A 25,078-nucleotide genomic window follows, 5' to 3' on the forward strand; every position below is an offset into this window, starting at 1 on the left:
TCGCCCAAGAGCGTTAGCAAGGGCTGTGCCGAGTGGCGCGCAGCTGTCTGGTGCGGGGTTTGCACGGCGATTGGCGATAGCGGGCGAGCATGCTTGCACCGTGATGGCGCTGTGCCCGGTGCGCGGCAAACAAGTCTGCACAGCTTTGGTTCGCGCAGGTATCATCGCCGCCTTTGAACGCAGTTCAGGGATGACGACAGTGAACAGATTCGCCCGTGCAGGGATGGTGATGGCCGGCGTGTGGGCCGCGATGGGGCAGGTACAGGCCAGTGAGCCGTCCTCGCTGTATTTTCGCTGCAGCATGACCAAGGCGCAGTACGCCACGGTCATGGCCGCCCGGCCGGGCGAGGCCGCGGCATTCACTGACTGGCAGCAGTGGTTCGATAGCAAGGAAATGTACGGTGGCGGCAAGGTCGATACAGACGACCTGCGGCCGATGCCGGCCGAGACCCTTAGCCAGATCGCCGGCGGCAGCCGTTACGGCTCGCTATCGGAGTACGACGAAAAAACCGGCGTGTGGCGCTTCGCCCTGCTGCAGTTCAGCGAAAACTACGGGGCGATGATCTCCATGCTGGCGCCACTGCGTAGTGTCGCGCCGTACTGCGCCGCCGACTCCGACAGCTTCATGCTGGTCTATTCGTACATCTGGGGTGACGGCGACAACGCCTACCTGACCCTCAACGGCCGCAGCCAGTTTGCCCAGGCACCGACGCCGGCCCAACGCAAGGAGGCCGACGCGGTACTGGCCAAGTTACTTGAGGCCAGCGAGGGCTGATCAGCCCTGGCGCGAGCCGAGGCCTTCGGGCTGGGCCTGACGATTGCGCCGCACAAACTGGTAAGTGACGGTCAGCAGCACGAACCACAACGGCGTGACGATCAGCGCCTGGCGGGTGTCGTGCTCAAGGCTCAGCAGCACCAGGATGAAGGCGAAGAACGCCAGGCACACCCAGCACATCAAGCGCCCGCCAGGCATCTTGTACTTCGAGGCCTGGTGCAGCGCGGCGCGCTGTTTGCGGTAGTTCAGGTACGACAGCAGGATCAGCGACCAGACGAACATGAACAGGATCGCCGACACCGTGGTCACCAGGGTGAAGGCTTCGACCAGGTCCGGAATCACGTACATCAGCAGCGCCCCGGCCAACAGGCAGGTGCACGAGAACAGCAGGCCGCTGGCCGGTACGCTGCGCTTGGACAACTGCTCGAAACGCTTGGGTGCATCCCCCTGCTGGGCCAGGCCGAAGAGCATGCGGCTGGTGGAGAATACGCCGCTGTTGGCCGACGAGGCCGCCGAGGTCAGCACCACGAAGTTGATGATGCTGGCCGCCGCCGGCAGGCCGGCGAGCACGAACAGCTCCACGAAAGGGCTCTTGCCCGGTACCACGTCACGCCACGGCGTCACCGCCATGATGGTGATCAGCGCCAGCACGTAGAAGACGATGATGCGGATCGGGATCGAGTTGATTGCCCGTGGCAGGTTGCGCTCCGGGTTCTTCGCTTCGGCGGCGGTGGTGCCCACCAGTTCGATGCCGACAAAGGCGAACACGGCAATCTGGAAACCGGCAAAGAAGCCCATCAGGCCATGGGGGAACATGCCCTGGTCGTTCCACAGGTTGGCAAGGTCCGCGGTGCGTCCGGCCGGCGACTGGAAGCCGGCCATGACCATGTACAGGCCGGTGCCGACCAGGGCGACGATGGCGATGATCTTGATCATGGCGAACCAGAATTCGATCTCGCCGAACATCTTCACCGTGATCAGGTTCAGCGACAGCAGCAGGCCGACACAGGCAATCGCCGGCGCCCACTGCGGCAGGTCGGGGAACCAGAACTGCGAATAGGCCGATATCGCGATGACGTCGGCGATGCCGGTGATGATCCAGCAGAACCAGTAGGTCCAGCCGGTGAAGTAGCCGGCCCAGGGCCCGAGCAGGTCGGCCGAAAAATCGATGAACGACTTGTAGTTGAGGTTCGATAGCAGCAACTCGCCCATGGCGCGCATGACGAAGAACAGCATGAAGCCGATGATCATGTAGACGAAGATGATCGACGGGCCGGCAAGGCTGATGGTCTTGCCCGAGCCCATGAACAGCCCGGTACCGATGGCGCCACCGATGGCGATCAGCTGGATATGGCGGTTGGACAGGCTGCGTTGCAGGTGGTCATGGTTTTCCGGCGTGGGGTGTTGCGGGGGCAGGTTCGCGGTCATAGGCAGGCATTCCGTTGAGTTCAGTCTTGTTGTGCGCCGCTAGGCTAACACGCGCCTTCCTGGCGCTAGCGCGACAATACGTCTCAACGCGGGGGCGGTGTTGACCGTGATCAACGTCGGCGCATCAGGCCGATAAAGAACAGACCGCCAATGGCGGCAGTGGCGATGCCGATCGGCAGGTCCTCGGGCGAAATCAGCGTACGTGCGGCGACGTCGACCCAGATCAGGAACAGGCTGCCCAGCAGCAGGCACACCGGCAGCAGGCGGCTATGCTCGGCGCCGACCAGGCGCCGGGCGATGTGCGGCACCATCAAGCCGACAAAGCCGATCGAGCCGCTGATCGCCACCAGCACGCCGGTCAGCAGCGAGCAGATCAGAAACGCCAGCAGGCGCACCTTGCGCGCGTTCAGGCCAAGGGTCACGGCGGTCTGCTCGCCGGCCATCAACGCATTCAGCGAGCGGGCCATGCCCAGCAACAAGGCCAGGCCGAGCAATACGCTGATCGCCGGAATCGGCAGCAGCTCCCAGCGCGCCAGGCCCAGGCCACCGAGCATCCAGAACATCACTGCCGAGCTTGCCCGGTGGTCACCGAGAAACAGCAGCAGGTTGGCCGCCGCCATCATCACAAAAGCCACGGCCACGCCGCACAGCAGCAGGCGGTCGCTGTCCAGGCGGCCGTGGCGGCTGGCAATGGCCAGCACCAGCAGCATGCTGCACAGCGCGCCGATAAAGGCGGCCAGGGGCAAGGTCAGCACGCCGAGCAGCTCGCCGATATGCAGCACCACCAGTACCGCACCCAGGGTTGCCCCGGAAGTGACGCCGAGCAAGTGCGGGTCGGCCAGCGGGTTGCGCGTCACCGCCTGCAGCACCGCGCCGATCATCGCCAGCCCTCCGCCCACCAGCGCCGCCAGAAGCATGCGCGGCACGCGGATCAGCCAGACGATATGTTCCTGGCCCGTGGTCCACGCCGGTGTCTCGGGGGTAACGCCGAACAGCTTGAACAGCAGTACGCGCCACACCACCTCGACCGGCACCGGTGCCGAGCCAAAGCCCAGGGACACCACGCAGGACACCAGCAGCAGGGCCAGCAGCGCGAGCAGCAACAACCGCTGCCGGGAGTTTGCCGACCTCATGCGCCGTGCAGGCTCTTGGCGATGGTCTCGATGGCTTCGACGTTCTCAAGGCTCGGCGTGGCCGCCACGTAGGGAATGACCACGAAGCGCTTGTTGCGGATCGCCTCCACCGATTGCAGGGCCGGATGCTGTTCGAGGAACGCCTGTTTCTGCGCGGCGCTGACTTCGCCGTAGTCGACGATGACGATGACCTCGGGGTTGCGCTCGACCACGCTCTCCCAGTTGACCCGGGTCCAGCTGGCTTCGATGTCATTGAGCACATTGCGCCCGCCGGCGGCGGCGATCAGTGCCTCGGGCATGCCCAGGCGCCCGGAGGTCATGGCCCGGTCTTCACCGCTGTCGTAGAGGAGCACCCGTGGACGCTCGGCCGGCAACTGCTGCTGGACCACGGCAACGCGCGCTTGCATGTCGCCGATCAACTGCTCGGCACGCGCCTGCACGTCGAAGATCCTGCCCAGGTTGCGCAGGTCGGTGTAGGTGTCATCGAGGCTGGCTGCCGGGCGCTTCATGACAAAGGCGCAGGATTCAGTCAGCTCGTACACCGGGATGCCCAGCGGCGCCAGGCTTTGCGGGGTGAGGTCGCCGCCGACGCGCATGCCGTAGTCCCAGCCGGCGAACAGGAAGTCGACATTGGCGTTGAGCAGGGTTTCCACCGACGGGTACTTGGCCGCCAGTTCCGGCAGGCCGTCGAGTTGCTTGCGCAGCTGCGGGGTGACCGCCTTCCAGCCGCTGACACCGCTATAGCCGACCATGCGCGAACGCAGGCCGAGGGCGAGCATCATCTGGGTCATGTTGATGTCGTGGCTCAGGGCATGCTCCGGGGCCTTGGTGAAAGTCACCTGGCGGTTGCAGCTTTGCACCGTCAACGGGTATTGGGTGGCCTCGGCGAAAGCGCCGGGGCTGGCCAGCAGCAAGGCCAGGCCGAGCAACAGGATGGATCGAATCATCGCTGGGTTATCCAGGTAAGGCGAGGGTGGTCAGCCAGAGGGTGGCGGTCGATCAGCGCTTGTACGCCGAACACCGCCTGCAGCAATTCGGCGGTCAGCACCTGGTCTGGCGTGCCGCTGGCGACGATGCGGCCGTGGTCGAGCACGTACAGGCGATCGCAAAAGGCCGCCGCCAGGTTCAGGTCATGGATGCTCGCCAGGGTGCCGATGCCCAGGCGCCGCACCTGCTGCAGCAGCTCCAGCTGGTAACGCGGGTCAAGGTGATTGGTCGGCTCGTCGAGGATCAGCACCTGCGGTTGCTGGACCAGAGCCCGGGCGAGGATCACCCGCTGTTTCTCGCCACCGGACAGGCTGGCGAAGGTGTGGTCGTCAAAGCCCTGCAGGCCGACTGCCTGCAAGGCGTCCTGGACCCGTTGGCGATCGGCTGGGCTGTCGCCGTCGAACAGGCCTTTGTGCGGCGTGCGGCCCATGGCCACGACTTCCTCGACATTCAGGCCGAAGGCATCGGGAAACTCCTGCAGCACCACGGCGATACGCTGGGCGCACCAGCGCGGCGACTGCTGCCACAGGTCATGCTCGCCCAGGCGCACCTGGCCGCGTTCCGGCTTGTTGAAACGGTAGGCGCAGCGCAGCAGGCTGGTCTTGCCGCTGCCATTGGGGCCGATCAGGCCGACGAACTCGCCGGCGCCGACCTGCAACTCGACGTCGCGCAGCTGGAACTGGTGGTGGCAATGGCCGTGGCCCAGGGGCGACCAGTGCAGGTCGCTGATACTCAGGGTGCTCATCAAGGTCCTGCGGGCCTGCGGGCGATGACGCCAAAAACAGGCCCGTATCGAAAACGGGCGCTCATGTTAGCGGATTTGTCCGCGCCAGCGGTTGTGCATAACGATCCACCAGCCACACCAGCAGCATCGAGCCGCCCACCAGCGGGAAGGCCGCCCCCAGAATCAGCATGATCACGGTCGCGGTCTTCCAGCGCGGCAAGTCATGGCGCAGCGGCGGTACACCGAGGCCACCTTCGGGGCGGCGTTTCCACCACATCACCAGGCCGCTGGCCGAGCCGAGCAGGATCATCAGGCAGATCAGCAGGACAATAAGCTGGTTCAGCGTGCCGAACATCTTGCCTTCGTGGAGCATCACCCCAAGCTCGGTGGCGCGGGCGACGTTGCTGTAATCCTGCCAGCGTACGTCCACCAGCACCTGGCCGGTGTACTGGTCGACATGCAAGGTGGCGTCGTTGCGCGGGTCGTCGGCGAACACGGCAATGGTGTACACGCCTTCGGCACTGGTTGGCAGGGTAATGCTGTAGCCAGGTTCGACGCGGCGGGTAGTGGCCAGCTCTTCGATCTGTTGCAGGCTGACCTGCGGCGCCGCCGGGGCGCTGGAGCCCATGCTGTGGCCGGCATGCTCGGCGTGGGCGGCGGATTGCGGCATCGGTGTGTTTTCCATGGCCCAGGGCACGGTCTGGCGGCTGGCGCTGTTGAGCGCCCGGGCTTGCTGGTCGGACTGCGGCACGTCGTTCCACATTGCCGCCGGAAAACGGTTCCACAGGTCGGCGTACTGCTTGCCCCAGAAGCCGGTCCAGGTCATGCCGCTGAGCAGCATCAACAACAATAGCGCCGCGCCCCAGAAGCCTGTGACCGCATGCAGGTCGCGCCACAGCAGGCGCCCACGGGCGTTCAGGCGAGGCCACAGCACACCGGCGCTGCGCTTGCCGCGCGGCCACCACAGGTACAGTCCCGAGACCACCAGCACCACGCCCCAGCCGGCGGCCAGTTCCACCAGGCGATCGCCAGTGGTGCCGATCATCAGTTCACCGTGCAGCGCACGGGCCACGGCCTGCAGGTTGTTTTTCGCGTCCTGTTCGCCGAGCAGCTGGCCGCTGTAGGGGTCGACGAACACATTCAATTCACGGCCAGCGTTGTGCACCACGAACTGGGCACTGCGATCACTGGCGATTGCCGGCAGGTACTGGCTGACCTGGCCCTTGGGGTAAGCCTGCTGCACCTGTTGCAGCAGGCTGTCGGCGTTGTGCCGGTGATGCAAGGCATCGACCACCATCAAGTCGCGATACAGCAATGGGTCGAGCTGCGGCTTGAACAGGTAGATGATCCCGGTGATCGCCAGCAGGATCATGAACGGCGCGACGAACAACCCGGCGTAAAAATGCCAGCGCCACGCCAGGTTGTAGAAGGATATGTGCGGTTTGCTCATGCAGCGCTCCCGTGTTGCCTGGGTAAGGCGCGATCAACGATCGCGCCCGGGTTGGATCAGAAACTCAGGTCGACCTTGGTCCAGAACGTACGCCCTGGCTCGTTGATCGGCTGCGGGTCGGTGGCCGGGTAGCCGAAGCCGGCGTTGCCCGCCAGGTTCAGGTGCTCGGCGTAGGCTTTGTCGAACAGGTTGTCGACCCCGGCGCTGAGCTTGAGGTTGTTGCTGACCTTGTAGGCGCCGTTCAGCGAGAACACGCCGAAACCGCCGCTCTTCTCGTAGTCCTTGCCCACCACGTTGCCGGAGTTTTCGGCGATGCGGTTCTGCGCCGCCACCAGGCGCCACAAGGCCCCGGCGCTCCACACATCACGGCTGTAGGTCAGGCCCAGGCGGCTTTCAAGCGGTGGCATCTGCGGCAGTGCCTTGCCGTCGCTGCTGTTCTTGCCCCAAGCGTAGGCCAGGGTAGCGTCGGCTTTCCAGTTGCTGGTCAATTTGTACGCCGCACCCAGTTCGCCGCCCATGATCCGCGCGTCGATGTTCTGCGCTTGCGAGCTTGGCATGCCCATCATCCCCGGGCGGTAGTCGAAGAGGATGTAGTCGCGGATTTGCCCGACATAGCCCGAGGCCCAGGCGTCGACGGTGTCGGTCTGGTACTGGATGCCGAAGTCGAGCTGGGTGGTTTTCTCCGGCTTGATGCTGTCGAAGGCATTGACCGAACCTGCCGGGCCGGACTTGGGCGAGAACAGCTCCCAGTAGTCGGGGAAGCGCTGGGCGTGGCCGAGGCCGAGGTAAGTGGTGGCGGGGATATCTACCAAGTCGTGCTCGTAGCGGATAAAACCGCTGGGCAGGGTATCGGCGCGGGTGTCGCCACGGGTGGCGCTGGTGGCGCGGTAATCCTTGGCCGAGGCGCGGTCCAGGCGCGCGCCGGTGATCAGCCGGTCCTGTTCGGCGGCGTACCAGGTCAGCTCGCCGAACACCCCGTAGTTGTGGAAGTCGGCGTCCTTGGTCCAGGCCATGTGCTTGTGCGCATCGACGCCCATGCCGCTGCGCTGGCGGTGTTCGTTGGTTTGCGCGTCGATGCCGCTGATCAGTTGCAGGTCATCCCAGCGCCAGGTGCCCTTGATCCGCCCGCCAAGGGTGCGGCGGTCGACGTTGCTGACCATCGGCATGCCCATCATGCCCATGCCCGAGGGCGTGCGCAGGCTGTAGTTGTCCATCACGTGGTCGGCGTAGTTGTAGTAGACCTGGGCTTCGAGCTTGTCGAAGACTTCGCCGATGTTGGACTTCTCCAAGCGCAGGCCAAGGCTTTCGCGCTTGAACTGCGAGCCGTCCATGCCGCGCCCGGCATAACGCGCTTCACCGTCGCCCTTGCCGGCGGTCAGTTCCACCAGGGTGTCGGCGTCCGGGGTCCAGCCCAGGGCGACGTCACCGTTCCACTTGTCCCAGCGCGACGGCACGGTGTCGCCATTGCCGTCCTCATAGTCGTCCGAGCGCGACTGGTTGCCGACGAAGCGCGCATAGCCGTAGCGATTGCCGGTGGCGGCATCCAGAACCTTGTCGAAGCGGCCGTTGGAACCGCCCAGCAGGCTGGCGTTGACGCGGCTGCCCAGCTCGCCGAATTTTTCCGGCTCGCGGTCGAAAAGGATGGTCCCGGCCGATGCGCCCGGGCCCCAGATCACGCTTTGCGGGCCCTTGATCACGGTCAGGCGGTCGTAGGTCTCCGGCGAGATGTACGAGGTCGGGGCGTCCATGCGGTTGGGGCAGGCGCCAAGCATTACGCCGCCGTTGGTGAGGATGTTCAGGCGCGAGCCGAACATGCCGCGCAGCACCGGGTCACCATTGGTGCCGCCGGCGCGGATGGCCGAGAAGCCGGGGATGGTTTTCAGGTAGTCGGCGCCATCGCTGGCCGGCACCGGCTGGCGTGGGTCCTTGGGGTTAGTGACGATAGTCAGCGGCGAGCTCGGGGCCACGGCGGTGATCACCGTCGGGCTCAGCTCGGCCTGGTCATGGACATGTGCGTCTTCGGCCTGGCTTGCGGCCAGGGCCAGAGGGCTGAGCAGGGTGCCGCAGATCACGGCGATGGTCCCTTGCAGGGACAGACGAAAAACAGCGGTGCAGCCGGACATAATGATTCCAACATCGATCAGTCATAAGGGTGCGCGCAGTCGACGGCTGATGCCGGACTTCGGGCGCAGGGAGTGAACTCAGACGACGATGAAGGGTGGCGGCGCGCGGCTGCGGGCGCCGGGGAATACCGTTTGCCGGGCATGGCCCTGGCGCGGGTAGACGATCAGCCGGTTGCTGGCGGGTACGGCTTCGGTGTTGAGCAGGCTCAGGGCCTGGGGCAGCGCCGGGCAATGGAAGAACAGGCTGCAGTAACCGCACTTCTCCCAGATCACCTTCAGCGCCGGGCTGCCGCCGTGATGGTTGTCGGCATGGCAATCGGCGGCGCTGTCCATGGCCATGCTCATGTTCATGCCTGGCGGCATGGCACGGTGATCCATCGGCATCGACTGGGAAACCAGTGGGCCGATAAAGATCATCAACATGGCAAACAGGCTCAGCCAGCTGCCGCGAAGCGTCCTGGAACCAGGACGTGCGGGGCGGGTGAACCTGCTGCGGGCGCTAGTCACGCCGGGCAGCCTTCAGCGATCAGTGATTGTGAGCGGCTGCCTCGTCGGGTGCCTGTTTCTGCACCGCGACCTCGACGGTGATGTCACCGGCGTGCTTGAAATGCAGGGTCAGCGGGAAGCGCTTGCCGTCAGCCAGCAGGCTGCGGTCCTTGGGCTGCATCAGCATCACATGGTAGGCGCCGGGGGCGAATTTCAGCTCGCCGCCTGCAGGCACTTCGACGCTCATTACCTGCTGCATTTTCATCAGGCCATCTTTGTGCACATGCTCGTGCAGCTGGGCATCGTCGCTGATCGGGCTGTCGACGCCGGTCAGGGTGTCGGCGCTCTTGCCGTTGTTATGCACGACAAAATAGGCGGCAACGTTGGGCGCGTTCGGCGGCAACTCCTGCGACCACGGGTGAGCGATATGCAGCTCGCCGACGGTGTATTCATGGGCAGTGGCAAAGGTCGCCGGCAGCATCAGCGCGGCCAGCAGCAGGGCGTTCTTGAACATGGTGATTCTCCAGTCGACTCAGGTTCGCAACAGGTAGCGTAGTGAACTCAGACCAGAGGGGAGGCGCGGGGGTTGAGGGCCGGCCACTGTTGGCGTGGCGTGGGTTGATAGGCGGTGAGCAGCGGTTCGAGCCCGATCGACAGGGCCAGCGGTTTGCTCAGTTGCGGCGCATGCCCGGGAAGCGCCAGCAACGGCGCGGCGCCCGAGCAGCACCAGCAGTGCTGCATGTTCGAATGGTCATCGCCTTGCTGGCCGAGGTCGATCTTGCCAAGGGCCATGATTGCCGGATTGGCCTTGGCCCCGACGCTCGAACAGAAGGCCCCCCACAGCAGTTGTTCGGCCGGCCCCTTGGGGGCTGCGGACGCCAACGGCATGGCCAGCAGATTGAACAGCACTGCGAAGCAGGCAATCCAGGCGATGGCGGGCCGATATGGGGACATGGAAAGATCCGGTCAGGAATCAGAGGTGGCTATTGTAGCGCCCAGTATAGGAAAAATTACCGGGGGTGCGGTGAAGTGCCGCACTCCCGGTTCGCATCAGGCCTGTTTGTTGCGGCCCATCAGGCCGCGCACGGTTTCCTGCAGGTCGGCCGGCAGCACCACAACCTTGGCGTTGTCGCTGCTGGCAAGGCTTTCCATGGCGCCGATGTAACGCTCGCCGAGCAGGTACATGGCCGGGGTGATTTCGGTGCCGACCGCGTCCCGAACCAGGGTGATGGAACGCGCCGAGGCTTCGGCGAGGTTGATCTGCGCCTCGGCGTCGAGCTTGGCCGCCTGCTGGCGCGCTTCGGCTTCGAGAATGGCGGCCTGCTTCGCGCCCTCGGCGCGGGTGACGTCGGCTTTGCGTTCACGCTCGGCGGCGGCCTGGCGCTCCATGGCCGCCTGCATGTTCTGCGACGGCTTGATGTCCTGGATCTCTACCGAGCGCACGGTCACGCCCCAGTCTTCGGTCTGCTCGGACATCGCTTCGCGCAGGCGCGCCTTGATCTGCTCGCGGCTCGACAGCGCTTCGTCGAGGTCCATGGCGCCAACGATGGCACGCAGCGAGGTCATGGTCAGGCTGGTGACCGCGAAGCTGAAGTCCTGCACGCCGTAGGCGGCTTTTTGCGGGTCGACGACCTTGGCGAAACACAGCGCGTTGGCGACGATCACCGCGTTGTCGCGGGTGATGATTTCCTGCTGCTGCACGTCGAGGATGATGTCCTTGGTCGGCAGGCGGTAGGCGACCACGTCCATGTACGGGATCAGCAGGTTCAGGCCCGGCTTGAGGGTGCTGTGGTAGCGGCCCAGGCGCTCGACGATCCACTCCTCGCCCTGGGGCACGATGCGCACGCCCTTGAACAGGGTGATGAGGGCGAATGCGGCGATGGTGCCGACGACGATAAGGCTGGTCATGAGTCAATGCTTCCTTTTACTGATCAGGCCCGGGCAACCCGGGCGGTATTGCCTTCGATGGCAGTGAGGCGCACGCGCTCGCCGGCCGGGATCTCGGCATCGGCGACGCACACCCATTCTTCATTGCCGAGAATCGGCTTTTGAAAGCGCACGCGGCCCTTGTGGAATTCGGAAACCGTGGCAGTGAGCAGGCCGACTTCGCCGATCACGCTATCGGCAGTCCAGCGGGTGTCCGGCTGCTTCCTGCGAAAAACCTTGAACCACAGCAGCGTGGTGATCGATGAGAACACCACCCACAGCAGCACCTGCATATCGAGCTGCAGGCTCGGCGCCAGGAAGGCAATGAACGAAACCAGCACGGCACCAATGCCGAACCAGAGGATGAAGAAGGTTGGCAGGACCAGTTCGAGCACTACGAGGCCGAAACCGAATACCAGCCAGATCCACCATTGCATTTCCATATGGGTGAAGTCTTCCGGGGGAGGAGGGGGGGTATTGTAAGGCAGTGGAGTAGCTATGGGCTATGCGGCGCGGCTTCTTGGCTGGGTCTAGGTTGCTCTCTGTCTTCCATGAAATCTTGACTAGGAGGTGGCATGTCGAACCAACGACCCCATGACAGTTTTGAGGGCCCTGCTGGTGGCCTTCTCGTAACACAGATATGACGGGTACCAGGGGGGATATATGAGATGTTTGAGTATGACATGCAATCATCCTCTTTATAGTGAGAGGCGGCATTTTGGCTGGATAGACGTTACCTGGAATATTGGATGGGAATGTTGATCCAAGTGAGAAAAATCTTTGTTAGTTGTAGGCTTTAATCGTTAGTTAGCCGTGCTTGTATTGAAATGCCTCCGTTTTCTGCGGGGGCTGGCTTGCCAGCGATGTGGCCAGACAAGGCGATAAAGCTGTGTTGTCTGGACTGCGACCGTTCTGCGGTCGATCGCTGGCAAGCTCAGTGGTGCAAAGGAAGCCATCAAGGCAGGTCTGCCAGCATCTCTGATGGGCTGAAGAACTCCCTGTCAACTTCCGGCAGCATTGGTCGCTTGAGGATTAACACCGGCACTCGCCGTTGCCTGGCGATTTCAAGTTTAGGCTCGGTCGCTCCGCTGCCGCTGTTCTTGCTGATCAGCACATCGATCTGCCGACGCTCGAACAGCGCTCGTTCGTCTTCCAGGTGGAATGGCCCGCGGGCGCCGATCACTTCGCAGCGTGCATTGCCGGGGCAGGCTTCGAGGGCGCGCAAGGTCCAGAATTGATGGGCGGGAATTTCGTGCAGATGCTGCAACGGCTCACGGCCGAGGGTGAACAGCGGGCGCTGGAACGGGCGCAGGGCGTCGATCAGTTCGGCCCAGTCGCTCACCTCGCGCCAGTCATCGCTGGCCTGGGCTTGCCAGGCCGGGCGGCGCAACGCCCAGCACGGCACACCGGTGAGTTGCGCGGCGTGGGCGGCGTTGGCGCTGATGCGGGCGGCATAGGGGTGGGTGGCGTCGATCAGCAGGTCGATGCGTTCTGCGCGCAGGTAAGCGGCCAGGCCCTCGGCGCCGCCAAACCCGCCGACCCGTACCTGACAGTCCAGGTCAGTAGGCACCCGGCCGATCCCGGCCAGGCTGTAGACGTGCTGTGGGCCCAGGGTGCGGGCAATGGCCAGCGCCTCGGTGACGCCGCCGAGCAACAGGATGCGCGTCATGCAAAGCCCCCCGCATGGCCAACGATGCCGCCCTGACGATCAATGGCGAACACTTCCACCTGCACCTGCGCCGGCACCACGCTGCGGGCAAAGGTCAGGGCGTGGGCGCAGACCGCATCACCCAGGGCAATGCCGGCGGCACTGGCGAGGGCCAGGGCCTGCTGGCTGGTGTTGGCCTGGCGAATAGCGTCTTGCAACGCCGGGTCGGCACCAATGGCTGCAGCCCAGTCGGCCAGCTGCGGCAGGTCGATGCTCGAATGGCGGCTGTGCAGGTCCATGTGCCCGGCGGCCAGCTTGCTGATCTTGCCGAAGCCGCCGCACAGGCTGAGTTTATCCACAGGCACCTTGCGCAGGTGCTTGAGCACCGCGCCGACAAAATCGCCCATTTCGATCAGGGCGATTTCCGGCAGGTTGTAGACCCGGCGCATGGTGTCTTCGCTGGCATTGCCGGTGCAGGCGGCGATGTGCTGGTAGCCGTTGGTCTTGGCCACGTCGATGCCCTGGTGGATCGAGGCGATATAGGCCGAGCAGGAGAACGGCCGGACAATGCCGCTGGTGCCGAGGATCGACAGGCCGCCAAGAATGCCCAGACGCGGGTTCATGGTCTTCAGCGCCAGGCTCTCACCGTCCTGCACGTTTACCGTGACCTCGAAGCCGCCGCTGTAGGCGAATTCGGCGGCCAGGCGCAGCAGGTGCTCGGTCATCATCCTGCGTGGTACCGGGTTGATCGCCGGTTCACCCACGCCGAGCACCAGGCCTGGGCGGGTCACCGTGCCGACGCCGTGGCCGGCAACAAAGCGCACACCGGGTTCGGCCTGCAGGCGCACGCGGCTGTAGAGCAGGGCGCCGTGGGTCACGTCCGGGTCATCGCCGGCATCCTTGAGGGTGCCGGCTTCGGCGCCGTTCTCGTGCAGGCGACAAAACTCCAGGCGCATCTGCACCACCTTGCCCTTGGGCAAGGTGATCTGCACCGCATCGTTGCTCTGGCCGCCCAGCAGCAGCCGCGCCGCCGCCAGGCTAGTGGCGGTGGCGCAACTGCCAGTGGTCAGGCCGCTGCGCAGTGGCGCGGGTTGTTCGTGGGTTTCGTCACGCATCGGCAGGCTTGACCGCGTCTAGCAGGGTGATCGGCAGGGCCTGGCGCCAGGTGTCGAACTCGCCCAGGGGTTGGGCCTGGGCGATATGGATGCGGGTCAGCTCGCCGCCATGCTGCTCGCGCCAGTTGACCAGCGCCAGTTCACTTTGCAGGGTCACGGCATTGGCCACCAGGCGGCCGCCCGGGCGCAGTTGCTGCCAGCAGTGTTGCAGCACGCCTTCGCGGGTCACGCCGCCACCGATGAAGATCGCATCCGGGCGTTCCAGGCCCTGCAGGGCCATCGGCGCACGACCCCGGATCAACTGCAGGCCAGGCACGCCGAGGGCATCGCGGTTGTGTTCGATCAGTTGCTGGCGGCCCTCGTCTGACTCGATCGCCAACGCCCGGCAACTGGGGTGGGCGCGCATCCACTCGATACCGATCGAGCCGCTGCCGGCGCCGACATCCCAGAGCAGTTCGCCCGGCTGCGGGGCCAGGCGCGCCAGGGTGATGGCGCGCACATCGCGCTTGGTCAGCTGGCCGTCGTGCCTGAAGGCGCTGTCTGGCAGACCGGCAAGCGGCGACAGGCGCGGTGCATCGGGCGTGGCCAGGCATTCGATGGCGACCAGGTTCAAGTCGGCAACTTGCGGGTGCGGCCAGTGCGCGGCAGTGCCCTCAAGGCGACGCTCGGCGCTGCCGCCCAGGTGCTCGAAGACCTGCAGGCGGCTCAGCGCGAAACCGCGTTCGCGCAGCAGGGCGGCGATCGCGGCCGGGCTGCTGCCATCGTTGCTCAGCACCAGCAGGCGCACGCCGCTGTACAGGTGGGCGTTGAGCGCAGCGATCGGCCGCGCCACCAGCGAGAGCGTCAGCACCTCCTGCAGTGGCCAACCCAGGCGGGCGGCGGCCAGGGCGCAGGAAGAGGGCATCGGCAACACGTTCATTTCGCTGACATCGAGCTGGCGCGCAAGGCTTGCGCCTACGCCATAGAACATCGGGTCGCCGCTGGCCAGCACGCACACCGGCTCGCCGCGCAGGGCCAGTACCGGCGCCAGGGAAAACGGGCTGGGCCACAGCAGGCGTTCGCCGCTGATGCAGTGCGGCAGCAGGTCCAGCTGGCGCTGGCCGCCAAACACCCGTGAAGCGCCCAGCAGCGCGCGCCGGGCCTGCTTGCCCAGGCCACTGAAGCCGTCTTCACCGATACCTACTATTGTCAGCCAGGGCGACATGGATTTCCTCAATTCAACGCAATCCGACCGGCAGGCTTTTCATGCCTTCGGACAAAGCAGGCATAATACCGCGCCTTCTACACTGAAGTGCCTTTTCACGATTGCCGGGTGACCTTTTGAACCAGCCTGTATCGGCCCACCAGCCCCAAGCTTCGCTGCGTCCCTCGGCCTGTCCGGGGTTGTGGCGCATCGTCCAGGCGCTGGACGGCGGCATCTGCCGGATCAAGCTGGCCGGCGGGGCGCTGACGGCGGCTCAGGCCGAGGCCGTGGCCGCTGCGGCCGAGCGTTATGCCGGTGGTGAAATCGAAGTCACCAACCGTGGCAACCTGCAGATTCGCGGCATCGGCGGCGACCACGCCGGGCTGATCGAAGGGCTGCTGGCCGCAGGCCTGGGCCCGCGCGAGGCCGCCGGCGACGATGTGCGCAACCTGATGCTCAGCCCCGTCGCCGGCCTTGATCGGCAGATGCTGTTCGATACCCGGCCTTTGGCGCAGCAGGTGCTGCAGTCGCTGGAAACCACCCCGCGTTTTCATCAGCTCTCGGCCAAGTTCGCCGTGCAGCTGGATGGCGGCGAGGCCCTGGCGATGCTTGAACACCCCCATGACCTGTGGCTCAGCCCGCTGAAGCTTGACGACGAACTGTGGCTGGCATTCGGCCTTGCCGGTTGCCCGGCCGCGGATGCGCCGTTGGGTGCTGTACCCCTGACACGCGGGCACGAACTGGTACTGGCGGTACTCAAGCGCTTTCTCGATCTGGCCCGGCCAGAGCAGACGCGGATGCGCCAGTTGCTCAGCGAACATACGCCCGAGGCGTTTATCGCCGGGCTGGTTTTGCCGGTGCGGGCGGATGCGGCGGTTTGCCAGTGGCGTCGCTCGCCGGTAACGGCGGGCTATCTGGGGATTTATCCACAGCTGCAACACGGCCTGAGCGCCGTCGGTTCGGCAGCGCCCCTGGGGCGTCTGAACCCTTCGATGCTGCGCGCTGCGGCCCGGCTGGCACGGGAGCAGGGCGACGGCACCTTGCGCATGACCCCTTGGCAGGGCGTGCTGCTGCCCAACATTGGTCACCATCACGCCGGGCAGGTGGTCGACGGCCTGGCCCGATTGGGGCTGCTGGTCTCGACCCATGATCGACTGGCGCGCCTGGTCGCCTGCACCGGTTGCGCCGGCTGCGCCAAAGGCCAGGCCGAAACCAAGGGCGATGCGCGCCTGCTGGCCACCATGCTGGCGCCCGGAGCACCGGCCAGCGTGCACTTGAGCGGCTGCCTGCGCTCGTGCGCCATGGCCCACGTGGCGCCCGCCACCTTGCTGGCGCAAAGCCCCGGCCACTACGACTTGTACCTGCGTGATGCAATTGAGCCTGGCTTCGGCCGCCTGCGCGCACGCAACCTCACACTAAAAGAAGCCGGCGCACTGCTAGACGCCTGCTCACGGAGCACCCTTGATGATTGATTACATCCGCGATGGTCAGGAGATCTATCGCAATTCCTTCGCGATCATTCGAGAGGAAGCCCGGCTCGATCGCATCCCGGCCGATCTGGAAAAGCTTGCGGTCCGCGTGATACACGCCTGCGGCATGGTCGATGCAATCGATGGCCTGCAGTTCTCCCCGGGTGCCGGCAAGGCCGGGCGTGATGCCCTGGCCGCCGGCGCGCCGATCCTCTGCGATGCGCGGATGGTGTCCGAGGGTATTACCCGTGCACGCCTGCCAGCCAACAACCCGGTGATCTGCACCCTGCGCGACGAGCAGGTGCCGGAACTTGCCCGAGAATTGGGCAACACCCGCTCGGCGGTGGCCCTGGAGCTGTGGCGGCCGCACCTGGAAGGTAGCGTGGTAGTTATCGGCAACGCGCCGACCGCGCTGTTCTACCTGCTGGAAATGCTCGACGCTGGCGCGCCTAAACCGGCGTTGATTCTCGGCTTCCCGGTGGGCTTTGTTGGCGCCGCCGAGTCCAAGGCGATGCTCGCTGCCGACAGCCGTGGCGTGCCGTTCGTGATCATGCAAGGGCGCCTGGGCGGCAGCGCCATGGCCGCCGCCGCGGTCAATGCCCTGGCCACGGAGGTCGAATGATGCAGGCTCGTGGACGTTTGCTGGGCCTGGGCGTTGGCCCCGGCGATCCAGAACTGATTACCGTCAAGGCGCTGCGTTTGCTGCGCGAGTCGCCGGTGGTGGCCTACTTTGTCGCCAAGGGCAAGCGCGGCAACGCCTTCGGCATCATCGAAAGCCATCTGCAGGAAGCCCAGACCTTGCTGGCGCTGGTGTACCCGGTGACCACCGAGGTGCTGCCGGCGCCGTTGTCTTATGAACAGGTCATCAGCGACTTTTACGATGCCGCCAGCCTCGAGGTTGCCGCGCACCTGGATGCCGGCCGCGATGTGGCGGTGATCTGCGAAGGCGATCCGTTCTTCTACGGCTCCTACATGTACCTGCACGACCGCCTCGCCGAGCGCTACGATGCGCAGGTGATCCCGGGGGTCTGCTCGATGCTCGGCGGCGCCTCGGTGCTCGGTGCGCCGCTGGTGTATCGCAACCAGAGCCTGTCGGTACTCTCCGGCGTGCTGGCGCATGACGAACTCAAGCGCCGCCTGGCCGATGCCGATGCCGCGGTGATCATGAAACTTGGGCGTAACTTCCCCAAGGTTCGCGATGTGCTGGCCGAGCTCGGCCTGGCCGAGCGTGCCCTGTATGTGGAGCGGGCAACCATGGCCAACCAGAAGATCGTCGCCCTGGACCAGGTCGATCCGCAGTCCTCGCCGTACTTCTCGCTGATCATCGTGCCCGGTGAAAGGTGGCAAGGTTGATGACCCGTAAAGCTCCGGCCATTGTCATCCTTGGCAACGGCAGCCTGGCCACTGCCCGCAAGATCCAGCAGTTGTACCCGGACGCATTGATTCATGGCCTTGAGGGCCGGGTCGAAGGCGCCGACCGCAGTTACCAGGAATTCGGCGCCACCGTGCGCCAGCTCTATCAGCACGACACGCCGATCATCGCCCTGTGCGCTGCCGGTATCGTCATCCGCACCCTGGCCGGCCTGTTGCTTGAGAAGGGCGCCGAGCCGCCGGTGCTGGCGGTGGCCGAGGATGGCAGCGCTGTGGTGCCGCTGCTCGGCGGGCTCGGCGGGGTCAATCGCATGGCCCGGGAAATCGGCGCCGGCCTGGGCGTGGCGGCGGCGATCACTACCAGTGGCGAGCTGCGTTTCGGTACCTGCCTGCTCAACCCGCCCAGCGGTTATGCCCTGGCCGACCTTGAGCTGGGCAAGCGTTTCGTCTCCGACCTGCTGGCCGGCGAAAGCGTGCGTATCGACGGCGCTGCGCCCTGGCTTGAACAGGCGCAGCTGCCGCAAAGCGAGCAGGCGCACCTGGCGATTCATGTTGGTTGTGATGCCCGTGCAACCTCGGCCAATGAGCTGGTGATCTACCCGCGTTGTGTCATGGTCGCGGTCAGCGAAGTGCTGCCGGAACTGGCCCAGGCCATTCGCGCTGCCCTGCAGGCGGCGCGCATTGCCGAGCCGGCGCTGGCTTGCCTGCTGGCCGCAGAGCCGCACATGGCCAACCCGGCCCTGCACGCGGCTGCTGCCGAGCTGGGTGTGGCCCTGCGCTTTGCCCCAGGCGCTGGTGATGCCAGCGCCCTGGCCGCTCAGGCACTGCCGCAATTGCTGCCACCGCAGTCGGTGAGCGATGGCCTGGCCATCGTGGTCTCGAACCAGCCGATCGACCCGCAGCAGATCGGCCGCGCCCGCGGGCGCCTGGCGGTGATCGGCCTCGGGCCTGGCGCTGCCGACCTGATGGTGCCGGCGGTCAAGGCGGAGCTGGCGCGGGCCAACGACGTACTCGGCTATGAAACCTATGTGCGCATGGCCGGGCCGTTCCGTGCCGATCAGGTGCTACATTGCACCGACAACCGCGAAGAGATGCAGCGTGCCCGGCATGCCTTCGAGCTGGCGGCGCAAGGGCGTTCGGTAGTGGTGGTGTCTTCGGGCGACCCTGGTGTGTTCGCCATGGCCGCGGCGGTGCTCGAAGCGCTGCACGAGTCGAACGATCCGGATTGGCACGCAGTGGAGCTGGAAATGCTGCCCGGCGTTTCCGCTTCCCTGGCAACTGCAGCGCAGGCCGGCGCTCCCTTGGGCCACGACTTCTGCGTGCTGTCGCTGTCGGACAACCTCAAGCCCTGGTCGATCATCGAGAAGCGCCTGGACCTGGCCTGCCAGGCCGACCTGGCGCTGGCCTTCTACAACCCGATCTCGCGCTCGCGGCCGTGGCAGCTCGGGCGGGCCCTGGAAATTGTCCGCCAGCATCGAGCCGAGCTGACTCCTGTAGTCCTTGGCCGCGACATCGGTAGGCCGGGTCAGACACTGAGGGTGGTCAGTCTCGGTGAGCTGCAAACGGACATGGTCGATATGCGCACCATGGTGCTGGTCGGATCCTCGACGACCTGCGAGTTTGCCCGCGCTGACGGTGGTCAGTGGGTCTATACCCCGCGTTGGTATCCACCGCAGCATTGATGCTGCCGTGGAAGGCTTTCGATCCTGATTGAAGCGGCCGTCTCGAATAGCGTGAAGCCCCCGTCGATAGCGACCGGGGCTTCATGAAAAGGACTATTCGAGATGAACGACACCACCGAAATTCTGAGCACCAATACCGCTGCAGTTCTGGAACAATCGCTGATGGCGTTTGGTGCCGGCATGTCCGTGCAAAGCCGCACCGACGTGAAAAACTCCTACCAGTTCGCATCGCTGGTGGCCAGCAAGCTGTATGACCAGGAAGGCCAGGGTGAAGCCTGGTTCAAGCAGTTTCTTAAAGTTCTGCAGGACTGCGGCTGGGTCACCGCACGTCGTAGCTATGAGCGCGAATTTACTTCCTCCAAGACCTTGACTGTCGGTGCCGTCGCCTCCAAGGCGCTGGGCGCGATAGGCACTGCGGTGATGGGCGGCCCCGTCGGTGTGGCGCTGAACAAGCTGACTGGCGATGCACTGGCAAAGCTGGGGCAGGTCGAGCAGGCGCAGAAGCTGTTTGATCGCAACGTCAAAAACAAAAAAACCGCCACCATCGGTCTGGCCTCCTGTATCGAAACCTCTGAGGGTGAAGTGGTCCTGGCCATGAGCTGCCTACATTCGGACACCTCTGCCAAGGACCTGGATGTCTTCGTTCTGGAATGGAACAGCAGCTCTGCCGAGTTCTACACCGGCTCTGCAGCACTGTCGTTCAACAAGTCAGTGTATGAGGGCGTACGCGCCACCATTGAAGGGAGACTCGGCGAGCGCAGCATCAATAACGTACTGGACTACGAGATCTGATTGTTCGGGATGGCTCGCCAGGTGGGCCATCCTGCCTTTGCAGGAGCAAAGACCATGGAAACGGATGACTATTCGGTATGCACGGCTGGCGGCACCTTGCTGTTGATTGCCCCGCAAGTGGCGCCTGCCCAGCGCCAGGCGGTGTTCGACTCGCTGCTGTATTCGCAGTTACGGGCCAACAAGCTGGCCGGGTCGCGCTTCGAGCACTATCAAGCCTGGTTTGGAAGTTACCGAAAGGAACTCTCGGCGCGGGGGTGGATCATCACCCAGTTCTACCACGATACGCAGTCTGCAAGCGCCGGCTCGTTGTTGGCGCCCATTCAGCCGTTGCGCCTTTGGCTGGACAGCCAGTACGAGACGGCGGACGGCATCATTGAAGCGGCTTTGAGCACACTCAAGGGCACGCAGAGCAGCCTGGATGAGTTTCGCGACTTCACTTTCGAGGGGCGCGAGTGTGGCACGCGTATTGCCCTTGAGATTGGCCTGGTTCATCCAGGGCCTGTCATCAGCCTGTGCAGCATCGCCTTGCATGCGTCGGAGCCGGTAGAGCAGGTCAGTATCGAGGGGCCGTTGCTTGCCAAGGGGTTTCAGGGGGAGGTGTTGGTCAAAGGGCTGGTGGCGCATCTGGATGGTCAGCAGTACGAGCCGCAGCGTGTTCAGTTGCGAGCTTTGATCGAGCGTAAGCAACAAGAGCATCCTTCGTTGACCAGGAATCTGCCAGGAGGCATCCATGAGTGAACAACAGGTAGCCGTAGTGGGCGCAAGCCTGATGTCATTCATGCCCGGCTTGTCGCCGGGGCAGCGCAGCTCGGTACAGCTGGCAATACTGCAGGCCGAGCAGGAAACGCGCTTTGTCCACGAGCAGGGCCAGGTTCAGGACTGGTTCAGCTATTACAAGAACAAGCTGAAGTTCTACGGCTGGGACGCGGTGCCGCCTAGCGAGGTCCATTGGCCGGGCAACGAGCGCTCGGATGTTGTCGATAGCGCGCTAAAGGCCATCTCGGCCGTCGCCGGCAGCCAGTATGCAAGTTCGACGGAATTGGCCATGCGGGGGCTCAAGCAGGACGCCAGGGCCTTGGTACAGTTTGAGCGGCGTACGCGTGAGCAGGGCGTGTTTCAGTTGTTGCCGTGTGCGCCGGGCCGAAATGGCTCGGTGGATATGGTGCTGTATTACGAAGAGCTTGAGCAATCGCAAATCACCGCCGGCTTTCTGTTTCGTAAACGCCGGCACCAGCAGGTCAGGGCCGAGCTGGTGCGCTTTAACACCCGTCTGTTCGATCAACAGTTCAGAAGCAAGGTGGAGCGGAGCCTGGCGACTATCGCCCTGCGGGAAATCCTTGAACTGGAGCTTTAGGGCACCAGGTAACCCTTGATTCCGGTAAAGATGATCTGCGCCGCCAGGGCGCAGACAAACAACCCCATCAAACGGCTGACAATCTGCAGGCCCTGGTCGCCGAGAATCCGCTCGATACGGTTCGACAGGTACAACACCAGGCCGACGGTGAAGCTGGCCATGGCAATACTGACGATGGCCAGCAGCTTGTCGTCCCAGTGCGGCTGGCCAATCCCCATTACCAGCAGTGCACCGATGGTGCCAGGGCCGACGGTCAGGGGGATGGTCAGCGGCACGATGGTTACATCCTGCTGCACGTTGTCGGTCTGCACCGCCGACTTGCCCTGGGCCATGCCCAGCGCGGAAATGAACAGCACGCTGCCGGCACCGATGCGAAATGCATCCACGGTGATGCCGAATATGCCGAAGATCACCCTGCCGAACAGGTATAGCAATACGCTGGCGATCAGCACGGCGATTGCCACGCGCCAGGCCAGTTGCTTGCGCTCCTTGCTGGAGTAGCCGCGGGTCAGGCTGATAAAGCACGAGAGCACGAAGAACGGGCTGTAGAGCACGAGCATTTTCAGGTAGACGCTGAACAACTCATGGAGCATGGTCGAGGCTCGCGGCAAGGGTGATGTGGAGCAAGTGTATGCGAATTACGGGGTTGGAATCTGACTTGATTCGGCTTCGCGATGCGCCACCCAATGCTCGATCAGCTCGCGCAACTGCGACAGTTCCACCGGCTTGGACATGTGCCCGTCCATGCCGGCCAGGCGTGCGCGTTCCTTGTGCTCGGCGAGGATGTGCGCGGTCAGGGCCACCACCGGTGTGCGCCGGCGCTGGTTGCTGACTTCCCAGATGCGCAGTTGCTGGGTGGCCGAGAAGCCATCGAGCACTGGCATTTCGCAGTCCATCAACACCAGGTCGTAATGGTTGGCCTTCATCGCCTGCAGGGCTTCCTCGCCATTGCTGGCGGTGTCCGGCTCCAGGCTCAGCTTGCCGAGCATGCCACGGATCACCTTGGTCGAGATGTTGTTGTCCTCGGCCACCAGGATGCGGAAATCGCTGGGCAGGTTCAGTGGCGCCGACAGCCCGGTCTGCACCGGGATGCTCGGCTGGCCCTTGCTGCGCTGGGACAGCTCTTCGGCCAGGGTGGTCTTGAGGGTGTAGCCGGCCACCGGCTTGGCAAGGATGCGCTTGACCCCGGCATTGCGGGCGATGACCTTGCTTGGCGCGTTGCTGATACCGGTGAGCATCACCAGCAGGATGTCGTGGTTCAGGCTCGGGTCTTCCTTGATCTTCGCCGCCAGTTGCATGCCGGTCATGCCCGGCATGTTCTGATCGAGCAGCACCGCATCGAAGTAATCGCGCAGGTGCGCCTTGGTGCGCAACAGGGCCAGGGCTTCCTTGCCCGACGGCACGGCGCTGACGTTCATGCCCCAGGCGCTGCACTGCTGGACCAGGACCTTGCGGCAGGTGTCGTTGTCGTCCACCACCAGCACCCGGGCGCCGCGCAGCGGGCCGTCGAGGTCGGTGGGTGGCTGTTCGAGGCGGTGCGGGTCGAGCGGCAGGGTCATCCACAGGGTGTTGCCCATGTTGTGGCTGGTCTTGATGCCGAACTCGCCCTGCATCAGAGTGATCAGTTGCTTGGCGATCACCAGCCCCAGGTGGCCGCCGAGCTTGTTGCTGGAGAGGAAGTGCTTGCTGTGCAGCTCTGCCTGCAGCAGCGCTTCGCGCTCGCCCGGCGGGATCGGTTCGCCGCTGTCCTGCACGGCAATGCGCAGGCGCGGGCTGTCGCCGCGCTGGTCGAGGGCGACCACCAGCAGGATCTCGCCCTGGTCGGTTTTCTTCAGGGCGTTTTCCAAAAGGCTCAGCAAGGCCTGGCGCAGACGCGTCGGGTCGCCACTGATGACCCGCGGTACCTGCGGCTGGGTGAAGCTGATCAGTTCGATGTTCTGCTGCTCGGCCTTGGCCCGGAAGATACTCAGGCAATCCTCGATCAGGGCATTGAGGTCGAACTGCACGTCATCCAGCTCGATCTGCCCGGATTCGAGCTTGGAGATGTCGAGAATCTCGTTGATCAGGGTCAGCAGCTCGTTGCCGGCGCTGTGGATGGTCTGCACGTAGTCGCGTTGCTTGACCGACAGCGGGGTGCCGAGCAGCAGCTCGGTCATGCCCAGCACGCCGTTCATGGGCGTGCGGATCTCGTGACTGATCTTGGCCAGGAACTCGGCCTTGGCGTTGATCTCGGCGTTGCTGGCGGCCAGTTCGCGGCTGGCGCTGAAGCGCTCTTCGCTGATGCGCCGCAAGCGCTCGCTGACGGCCAGGTTGAGCAGCAGGCCGCTGAAACTGGTGAGCCCGAGGAGAATGAACAGCAGCCATTGGGTCGGCGTGCGGGTCAGGCCGAGCAGGGCCGGCAACACCACCAGGCAACCGATGTTGAACGCCAGCATGGCCAGGGCGAACAGCCGCGCCGGGGCATACCCCTTGTACCAGTGGTAGCTGGCCACCAGCAGCATGCTCAGGCTACCGACGGCCATCAGCGCATAGGTCATCAGGTTCAGCGGCAAGGTATCGACGAACAACAGCAACAGGCCGCACAGCGCGATCAGCAGCATCTCGCCCTGCAGCAGGCGGCTCAGGCGCGGTTGCTCGCAAGGCGTGAAGAAGCGCAGGGTAAAGGTCAGGCCGGCCAGCGATGCCAGCAGGGCAGTAAGGTAGGCCGCCGGTGTTTGTGCCGAATGCCAGAGGCTCCACCAGGGGCCGCTGAGGTTGAGCAGAATCAGTGCGCTGAGCAGCATCAGCGCGTGGTAGACCGCCAGGGCCAGGCTGGTACTGGAGCGTGAGTAAGCGAAGCGGATCAGGTTGTGCAGCATCAGCATCAGCAGGCAGCCGAACAACAGGCCGAAGAACAGCGGCTGGCGCTGGTCGGCGGCGGCCTGGGCGGCAGGCTCGAGGCTGATGGCCGGACGCAGCTGGTGTTCCGACACCAGGCGCAGGTACACATCCAGCGGTTGCGTGCTGTTGGGCAGGGCCAGGACATGGTCGCTGCTGCGCAGGTAAGGGTCGCCGCTGTCGCTCTGGCGACCGTTGTGGATCTGCTTGATCAGCCGGTCGCCTTGCAGGGCGTAGAGGTCCAGCCGTGACAGGTCGGGGGCGAACACCCGCAGCAGTTTTTCCTGCTGTCCGGGTTCCAGCCGATAGTGCAGCCACAACGCCTGGTCGGGCGTGGCAGCGTTGAGTTCGTTGAGTTCGAGGGGGCTGAACTGGTTGCGGTAGCGTTCGGAACGTACATCGCTCAATTGCAGGCTGGCCTGGTCGTCAAGCAATACCGCCCAACCACTGCCCTGTTCGGCCACGGCCGGGAACAGGCAGAGCAGGGTCAGCAAGCTGACAGTAAGACCAATGGCAATCCTGAGCCAACGCAAGACGAAATCCTTTCTTAGCCAA

General features: G+C 64.6%; 24 protein-coding genes. 8 read left to right on the forward strand and 16 right to left on the reverse strand.

Translation table 11 applies throughout. The features are described from left to right. The first annotated feature begins 199 nt into the window (after nt 1-199). The gene (locus LOY34_RS02735; RefSeq protein ID WP_230090917.1) at nt 200-775 is read left to right on the forward strand and encodes a hypothetical protein; all 576 of its coding nucleotides are present in this window, start codon (nt 200-202) and stop codon (nt 773-775) included. On the opposite strand, the gene cycA is transcribed toward LOY34_RS02735, so the two are convergent. The 14 genes from cycA to cbiE form a co-directional block, all read right to left on the reverse strand. Continuing rightward, on the reverse strand, nt 776-2,203 hold the full coding sequence (cycA, locus tag LOY34_RS02740) for a D-serine/D-alanine/glycine transporter (protein ID WP_195885577.1): 1,428 nt from the start codon (nt 2,201-2,203) through the stop codon (nt 776-778). A gap of 110 nt (nt 2,204-2,313) precedes the next feature. Continuing rightward, the gene (locus tag LOY34_RS02745; RefSeq protein WP_045196952.1) at nt 2,314-3,336 is read right to left on the reverse strand and encodes an iron ABC transporter permease; all 1,023 of its coding nucleotides are present in this window, start codon (nt 3,334-3,336) and stop codon (nt 2,314-2,316) included. Then, on the reverse strand, nt 3,333-4,283 hold the full coding sequence (locus LOY34_RS02750; RefSeq protein ID WP_195885578.1) for an ABC transporter substrate-binding protein: 951 nt from the start codon (nt 4,281-4,283) through the stop codon (nt 3,333-3,335). The genes LOY34_RS02745 and LOY34_RS02750 overlap by 4 nt, the downstream gene beginning before the upstream one ends. Then, nucleotides 4,280-5,068 carry an ABC transporter ATP-binding protein gene (locus tag LOY34_RS02755; protein WP_195885579.1) on the reverse strand — a complete coding sequence of 263 codons (789 nt, stop codon included), beginning with the start codon at nt 5,066-5,068 and terminating at the stop codon, nt 4,280-4,282. The genes LOY34_RS02750 and LOY34_RS02755 overlap by 4 nt, the downstream gene beginning before the upstream one ends. A 61-nt stretch (nt 5,069-5,129) precedes the next feature. Further along, nucleotides 5,130-6,497: a PepSY domain-containing protein gene (locus LOY34_RS02760; protein ID WP_195885580.1), complete on the reverse strand. Its 1,368-nt coding sequence runs from the start codon at nt 6,495-6,497 to the stop codon at nt 5,130-5,132. Nucleotides 6,498-6,553: 56 nt separating this feature from the next. Further along, nucleotides 6,554-8,620 (reverse strand): TonB-dependent copper receptor, encoded by a 2,067-nt coding sequence (locus LOY34_RS02765; protein WP_258664257.1) that lies wholly within the window; start codon nt 8,618-8,620, stop codon nt 6,554-6,556. A gap of 78 nt (nt 8,621-8,698) precedes the next feature. Continuing rightward, complete coding sequence (locus LOY34_RS02770) at nt 8,699-9,127, reverse strand: DUF2946 domain-containing protein (protein ID WP_093376587.1); 429 nt, start codon at nt 9,125-9,127, stop codon at nt 8,699-8,701. 19 nt (nt 9,128-9,146) lie between these two features. After that, nucleotides 9,147-9,620, reverse strand: coding sequence for a copper chaperone PCu(A)C (locus tag LOY34_RS02775; protein WP_045196966.1), 474 nt, complete (start codon nt 9,618-9,620; stop codon nt 9,147-9,149). A gap of 47 nt (nt 9,621-9,667) precedes the next feature. After that, nucleotides 9,668-10,060: a DUF2946 domain-containing protein gene (locus LOY34_RS02780; RefSeq protein WP_045196971.1), complete on the reverse strand. Its 393-nt coding sequence runs from the start codon at nt 10,058-10,060 to the stop codon at nt 9,668-9,670. A gap of 96 nt (nt 10,061-10,156) precedes the next feature. Beyond that, the gene (locus LOY34_RS02785) at nt 10,157-11,014 is read right to left on the reverse strand and encodes an SPFH domain-containing protein (RefSeq protein ID WP_045196972.1); all 858 of its coding nucleotides are present in this window, start codon (nt 11,012-11,014) and stop codon (nt 10,157-10,159) included. Nucleotides 11,015-11,037: 23 nt separating this feature from the next. Continuing rightward, on the reverse strand, nt 11,038-11,475 hold the full coding sequence (locus tag LOY34_RS02790; RefSeq protein ID WP_045196974.1) for an NfeD family protein: 438 nt from the start codon (nt 11,473-11,475) through the stop codon (nt 11,038-11,040). 512 nt (nt 11,476-11,987) lie between these two features. Further along, the gene (locus LOY34_RS02795) at nt 11,988-12,701 is read right to left on the reverse strand and encodes a cobalt-precorrin-6A reductase (RefSeq protein ID WP_195885582.1); all 714 of its coding nucleotides are present in this window, start codon (nt 12,699-12,701) and stop codon (nt 11,988-11,990) included. Then, nucleotides 12,698-13,795 (reverse strand): cobalt-precorrin-5B (C(1))-methyltransferase, encoded by a 1,098-nt coding sequence (locus tag LOY34_RS02800; RefSeq protein WP_195885583.1) that lies wholly within the window; start codon nt 13,793-13,795, stop codon nt 12,698-12,700. The genes LOY34_RS02795 and LOY34_RS02800 overlap by 4 nt, the downstream gene beginning before the upstream one ends. Further along, the gene (cbiE, locus tag LOY34_RS02805; RefSeq protein WP_195885584.1) at nt 13,788-14,999 is read right to left on the reverse strand and encodes a precorrin-6y C5,15-methyltransferase (decarboxylating) subunit CbiE; all 1,212 of its coding nucleotides are present in this window, start codon (nt 14,997-14,999) and stop codon (nt 13,788-13,790) included. The genes LOY34_RS02800 and cbiE overlap by 8 nt, the downstream gene beginning before the upstream one ends. Before the next feature lie 116 nt (nt 15,000-15,115). On the opposite strand from cbiE, the gene cobG reads away from it, so the two are divergent. The 7 genes from cobG (at nt 15,116) to LOY34_RS02840 (ending at nt 21,646) form a co-directional block, all read left to right on the forward strand. Beyond that, on the forward strand, nt 15,116-16,450 hold the full coding sequence (cobG, locus tag LOY34_RS02810; protein WP_309475819.1) for a precorrin-3B synthase: 1,335 nt from the start codon (nt 15,116-15,118) through the stop codon (nt 16,448-16,450). Beyond that, complete coding sequence (locus LOY34_RS02815) at nt 16,443-17,069, forward strand: precorrin-8X methylmutase (RefSeq protein WP_123565000.1); 627 nt, start codon at nt 16,443-16,445, stop codon at nt 17,067-17,069. The genes cobG and LOY34_RS02815 overlap by 8 nt, the downstream gene beginning before the upstream one ends. Beyond that, nucleotides 17,069-17,800: a precorrin-2 C(20)-methyltransferase gene (locus LOY34_RS02820; protein WP_195885945.1), complete on the forward strand. Its 732-nt coding sequence runs from the start codon at nt 17,069-17,071 to the stop codon at nt 17,798-17,800. Before LOY34_RS02815 ends, LOY34_RS02820 begins: the two co-directional genes overlap by 1 nt. After that, on the forward strand, nt 17,800-19,500 hold the full coding sequence (cobJ, locus tag LOY34_RS02825; protein WP_195885587.1) for a precorrin-3B C(17)-methyltransferase: 1,701 nt from the start codon (nt 17,800-17,802) through the stop codon (nt 19,498-19,500). Before LOY34_RS02820 ends, cobJ begins: the two co-directional genes overlap by 1 nt. Nucleotides 19,501-19,602: 102 nt before the next feature. After that, the gene (locus tag LOY34_RS02830) at nt 19,603-20,292 is read left to right on the forward strand and encodes a hypothetical protein (protein WP_195885588.1); all 690 of its coding nucleotides are present in this window, start codon (nt 19,603-19,605) and stop codon (nt 20,290-20,292) included. Nucleotides 20,293-20,346: 54 nt separating this feature from the next. Next, nucleotides 20,347-21,030 (forward strand): hypothetical protein, encoded by a 684-nt coding sequence (locus LOY34_RS02835; RefSeq protein ID WP_195885589.1) that lies wholly within the window; start codon nt 20,347-20,349, stop codon nt 21,028-21,030. Next, nucleotides 21,023-21,646, forward strand: coding sequence for a hypothetical protein (locus tag LOY34_RS02840; protein WP_093376545.1), 624 nt, complete (start codon nt 21,023-21,025; stop codon nt 21,644-21,646). The genes LOY34_RS02835 and LOY34_RS02840 overlap by 8 nt, the downstream gene beginning before the upstream one ends. Here LOY34_RS02840 and LOY34_RS02845 read toward each other — a convergent pair. Continuing rightward, complete coding sequence (locus LOY34_RS02845) at nt 21,643-22,239, reverse strand: MarC family protein (RefSeq protein WP_093376541.1); 597 nt, start codon at nt 22,237-22,239, stop codon at nt 21,643-21,645. The two genes, LOY34_RS02840 and LOY34_RS02845, sit on opposite strands and share 4 nt — an antisense overlap. A gap of 45 nt (nt 22,240-22,284) precedes the next feature. Next, the gene (locus LOY34_RS02850) at nt 22,285-25,056 is read right to left on the reverse strand and encodes a hybrid sensor histidine kinase/response regulator (RefSeq protein ID WP_045196995.1); all 2,772 of its coding nucleotides are present in this window, start codon (nt 25,054-25,056) and stop codon (nt 22,285-22,287) included. Nucleotides 25,057-25,078: the final 22 nt, after the last annotated feature.

This window comes from Pseudomonas sp. B21-009 (assembly GCF_024749345.1).
Taxonomy (GTDB): domain Bacteria; phylum Pseudomonadota; class Gammaproteobacteria; order Pseudomonadales; family Pseudomonadaceae; genus Aquipseudomonas.

Bases quoted from the DNA above. Each gene is read 5' to 3' on its own strand.
- LOY34_RS02800 (WP_195885583.1), bottom strand. From the start codon at position 13,795: ATGCGTGACGAAACCCACGAACAACCCGCGCCACTGCGCAGCGGCCTG.
- LOY34_RS02785 (WP_045196972.1), bottom strand. From the start codon at position 11,014: ATGACCAGCCTTATCGTCGTCGGCACCATCGCCGCATTCGCCCTCATC.
- LOY34_RS02765 (WP_258664257.1), bottom strand. From the start codon at position 8,620: ATGTCCGGCTGCACCGCTGTTTTTCGTCTGTCCCTGCAAGGGACCATC.
- cobJ (WP_195885587.1), top strand. From the start codon at position 17,800: ATGACCCGTAAAGCTCCGGCCATTGTCATCCTTGGCAACGGCAGCCTG.
- LOY34_RS02835 (WP_195885589.1), top strand. From the start codon at position 20,347: ATGGAAACGGATGACTATTCGGTATGCACGGCTGGCGGCACCTTGCTG.
- cbiE (WP_195885584.1), bottom strand. From the start codon at position 14,999: ATGTCGCCCTGGCTGACAATAGTAGGTATCGGTGAAGACGGCTTCAGT.
- LOY34_RS02845 (WP_093376541.1), bottom strand. From the start codon at position 22,239: ATGCTCCATGAGTTGTTCAGCGTCTACCTGAAAATGCTCGTGCTCTAC.
- LOY34_RS02815 (WP_123565000.1), top strand. From the start codon at position 16,443: ATGATTGATTACATCCGCGATGGTCAGGAGATCTATCGCAATTCCTTC.
- LOY34_RS02790 (WP_045196974.1), bottom strand. From the start codon at position 11,475: ATGGAAATGCAATGGTGGATCTGGCTGGTATTCGGTTTCGGCCTCGTA.
- LOY34_RS02745 (WP_045196952.1), bottom strand. From the start codon at position 3,336: ATGAGGTCGGCAAACTCCCGGCAGCGGTTGTTGCTGCTCGCGCTGCTG.
- LOY34_RS02795 (WP_195885582.1), bottom strand. From the start codon at position 12,701: ATGACGCGCATCCTGTTGCTCGGCGGCGTCACCGAGGCGCTGGCCATT.
- cycA (WP_195885577.1), bottom strand. From the start codon at position 2,203: ATGACCGCGAACCTGCCCCCGCAACACCCCACGCCGGAAAACCATGAC.
- LOY34_RS02840 (WP_093376545.1), top strand. From the start codon at position 21,023: ATGAGTGAACAACAGGTAGCCGTAGTGGGCGCAAGCCTGATGTCATTC.
- LOY34_RS02760 (WP_195885580.1), bottom strand. From the start codon at position 6,497: ATGAGCAAACCGCACATATCCTTCTACAACCTGGCGTGGCGCTGGCAT.
- LOY34_RS02750 (WP_195885578.1), bottom strand. From the start codon at position 4,283: ATGATTCGATCCATCCTGTTGCTCGGCCTGGCCTTGCTGCTGGCCAGC.
- LOY34_RS02775 (WP_045196966.1), bottom strand. From the start codon at position 9,620: ATGTTCAAGAACGCCCTGCTGCTGGCCGCGCTGATGCTGCCGGCGACC.
- LOY34_RS02820 (WP_195885945.1), top strand. From the start codon at position 17,069: ATGCAGGCTCGTGGACGTTTGCTGGGCCTGGGCGTTGGCCCCGGCGAT.
- LOY34_RS02780 (WP_045196971.1), bottom strand. From the start codon at position 10,060: ATGTCCCCATATCGGCCCGCCATCGCCTGGATTGCCTGCTTCGCAGTG.
- LOY34_RS02830 (WP_195885588.1), top strand. From the start codon at position 19,603: ATGAACGACACCACCGAAATTCTGAGCACCAATACCGCTGCAGTTCTG.
- LOY34_RS02755 (WP_195885579.1), bottom strand. From the start codon at position 5,068: ATGAGCACCCTGAGTATCAGCGACCTGCACTGGTCGCCCCTGGGCCAC.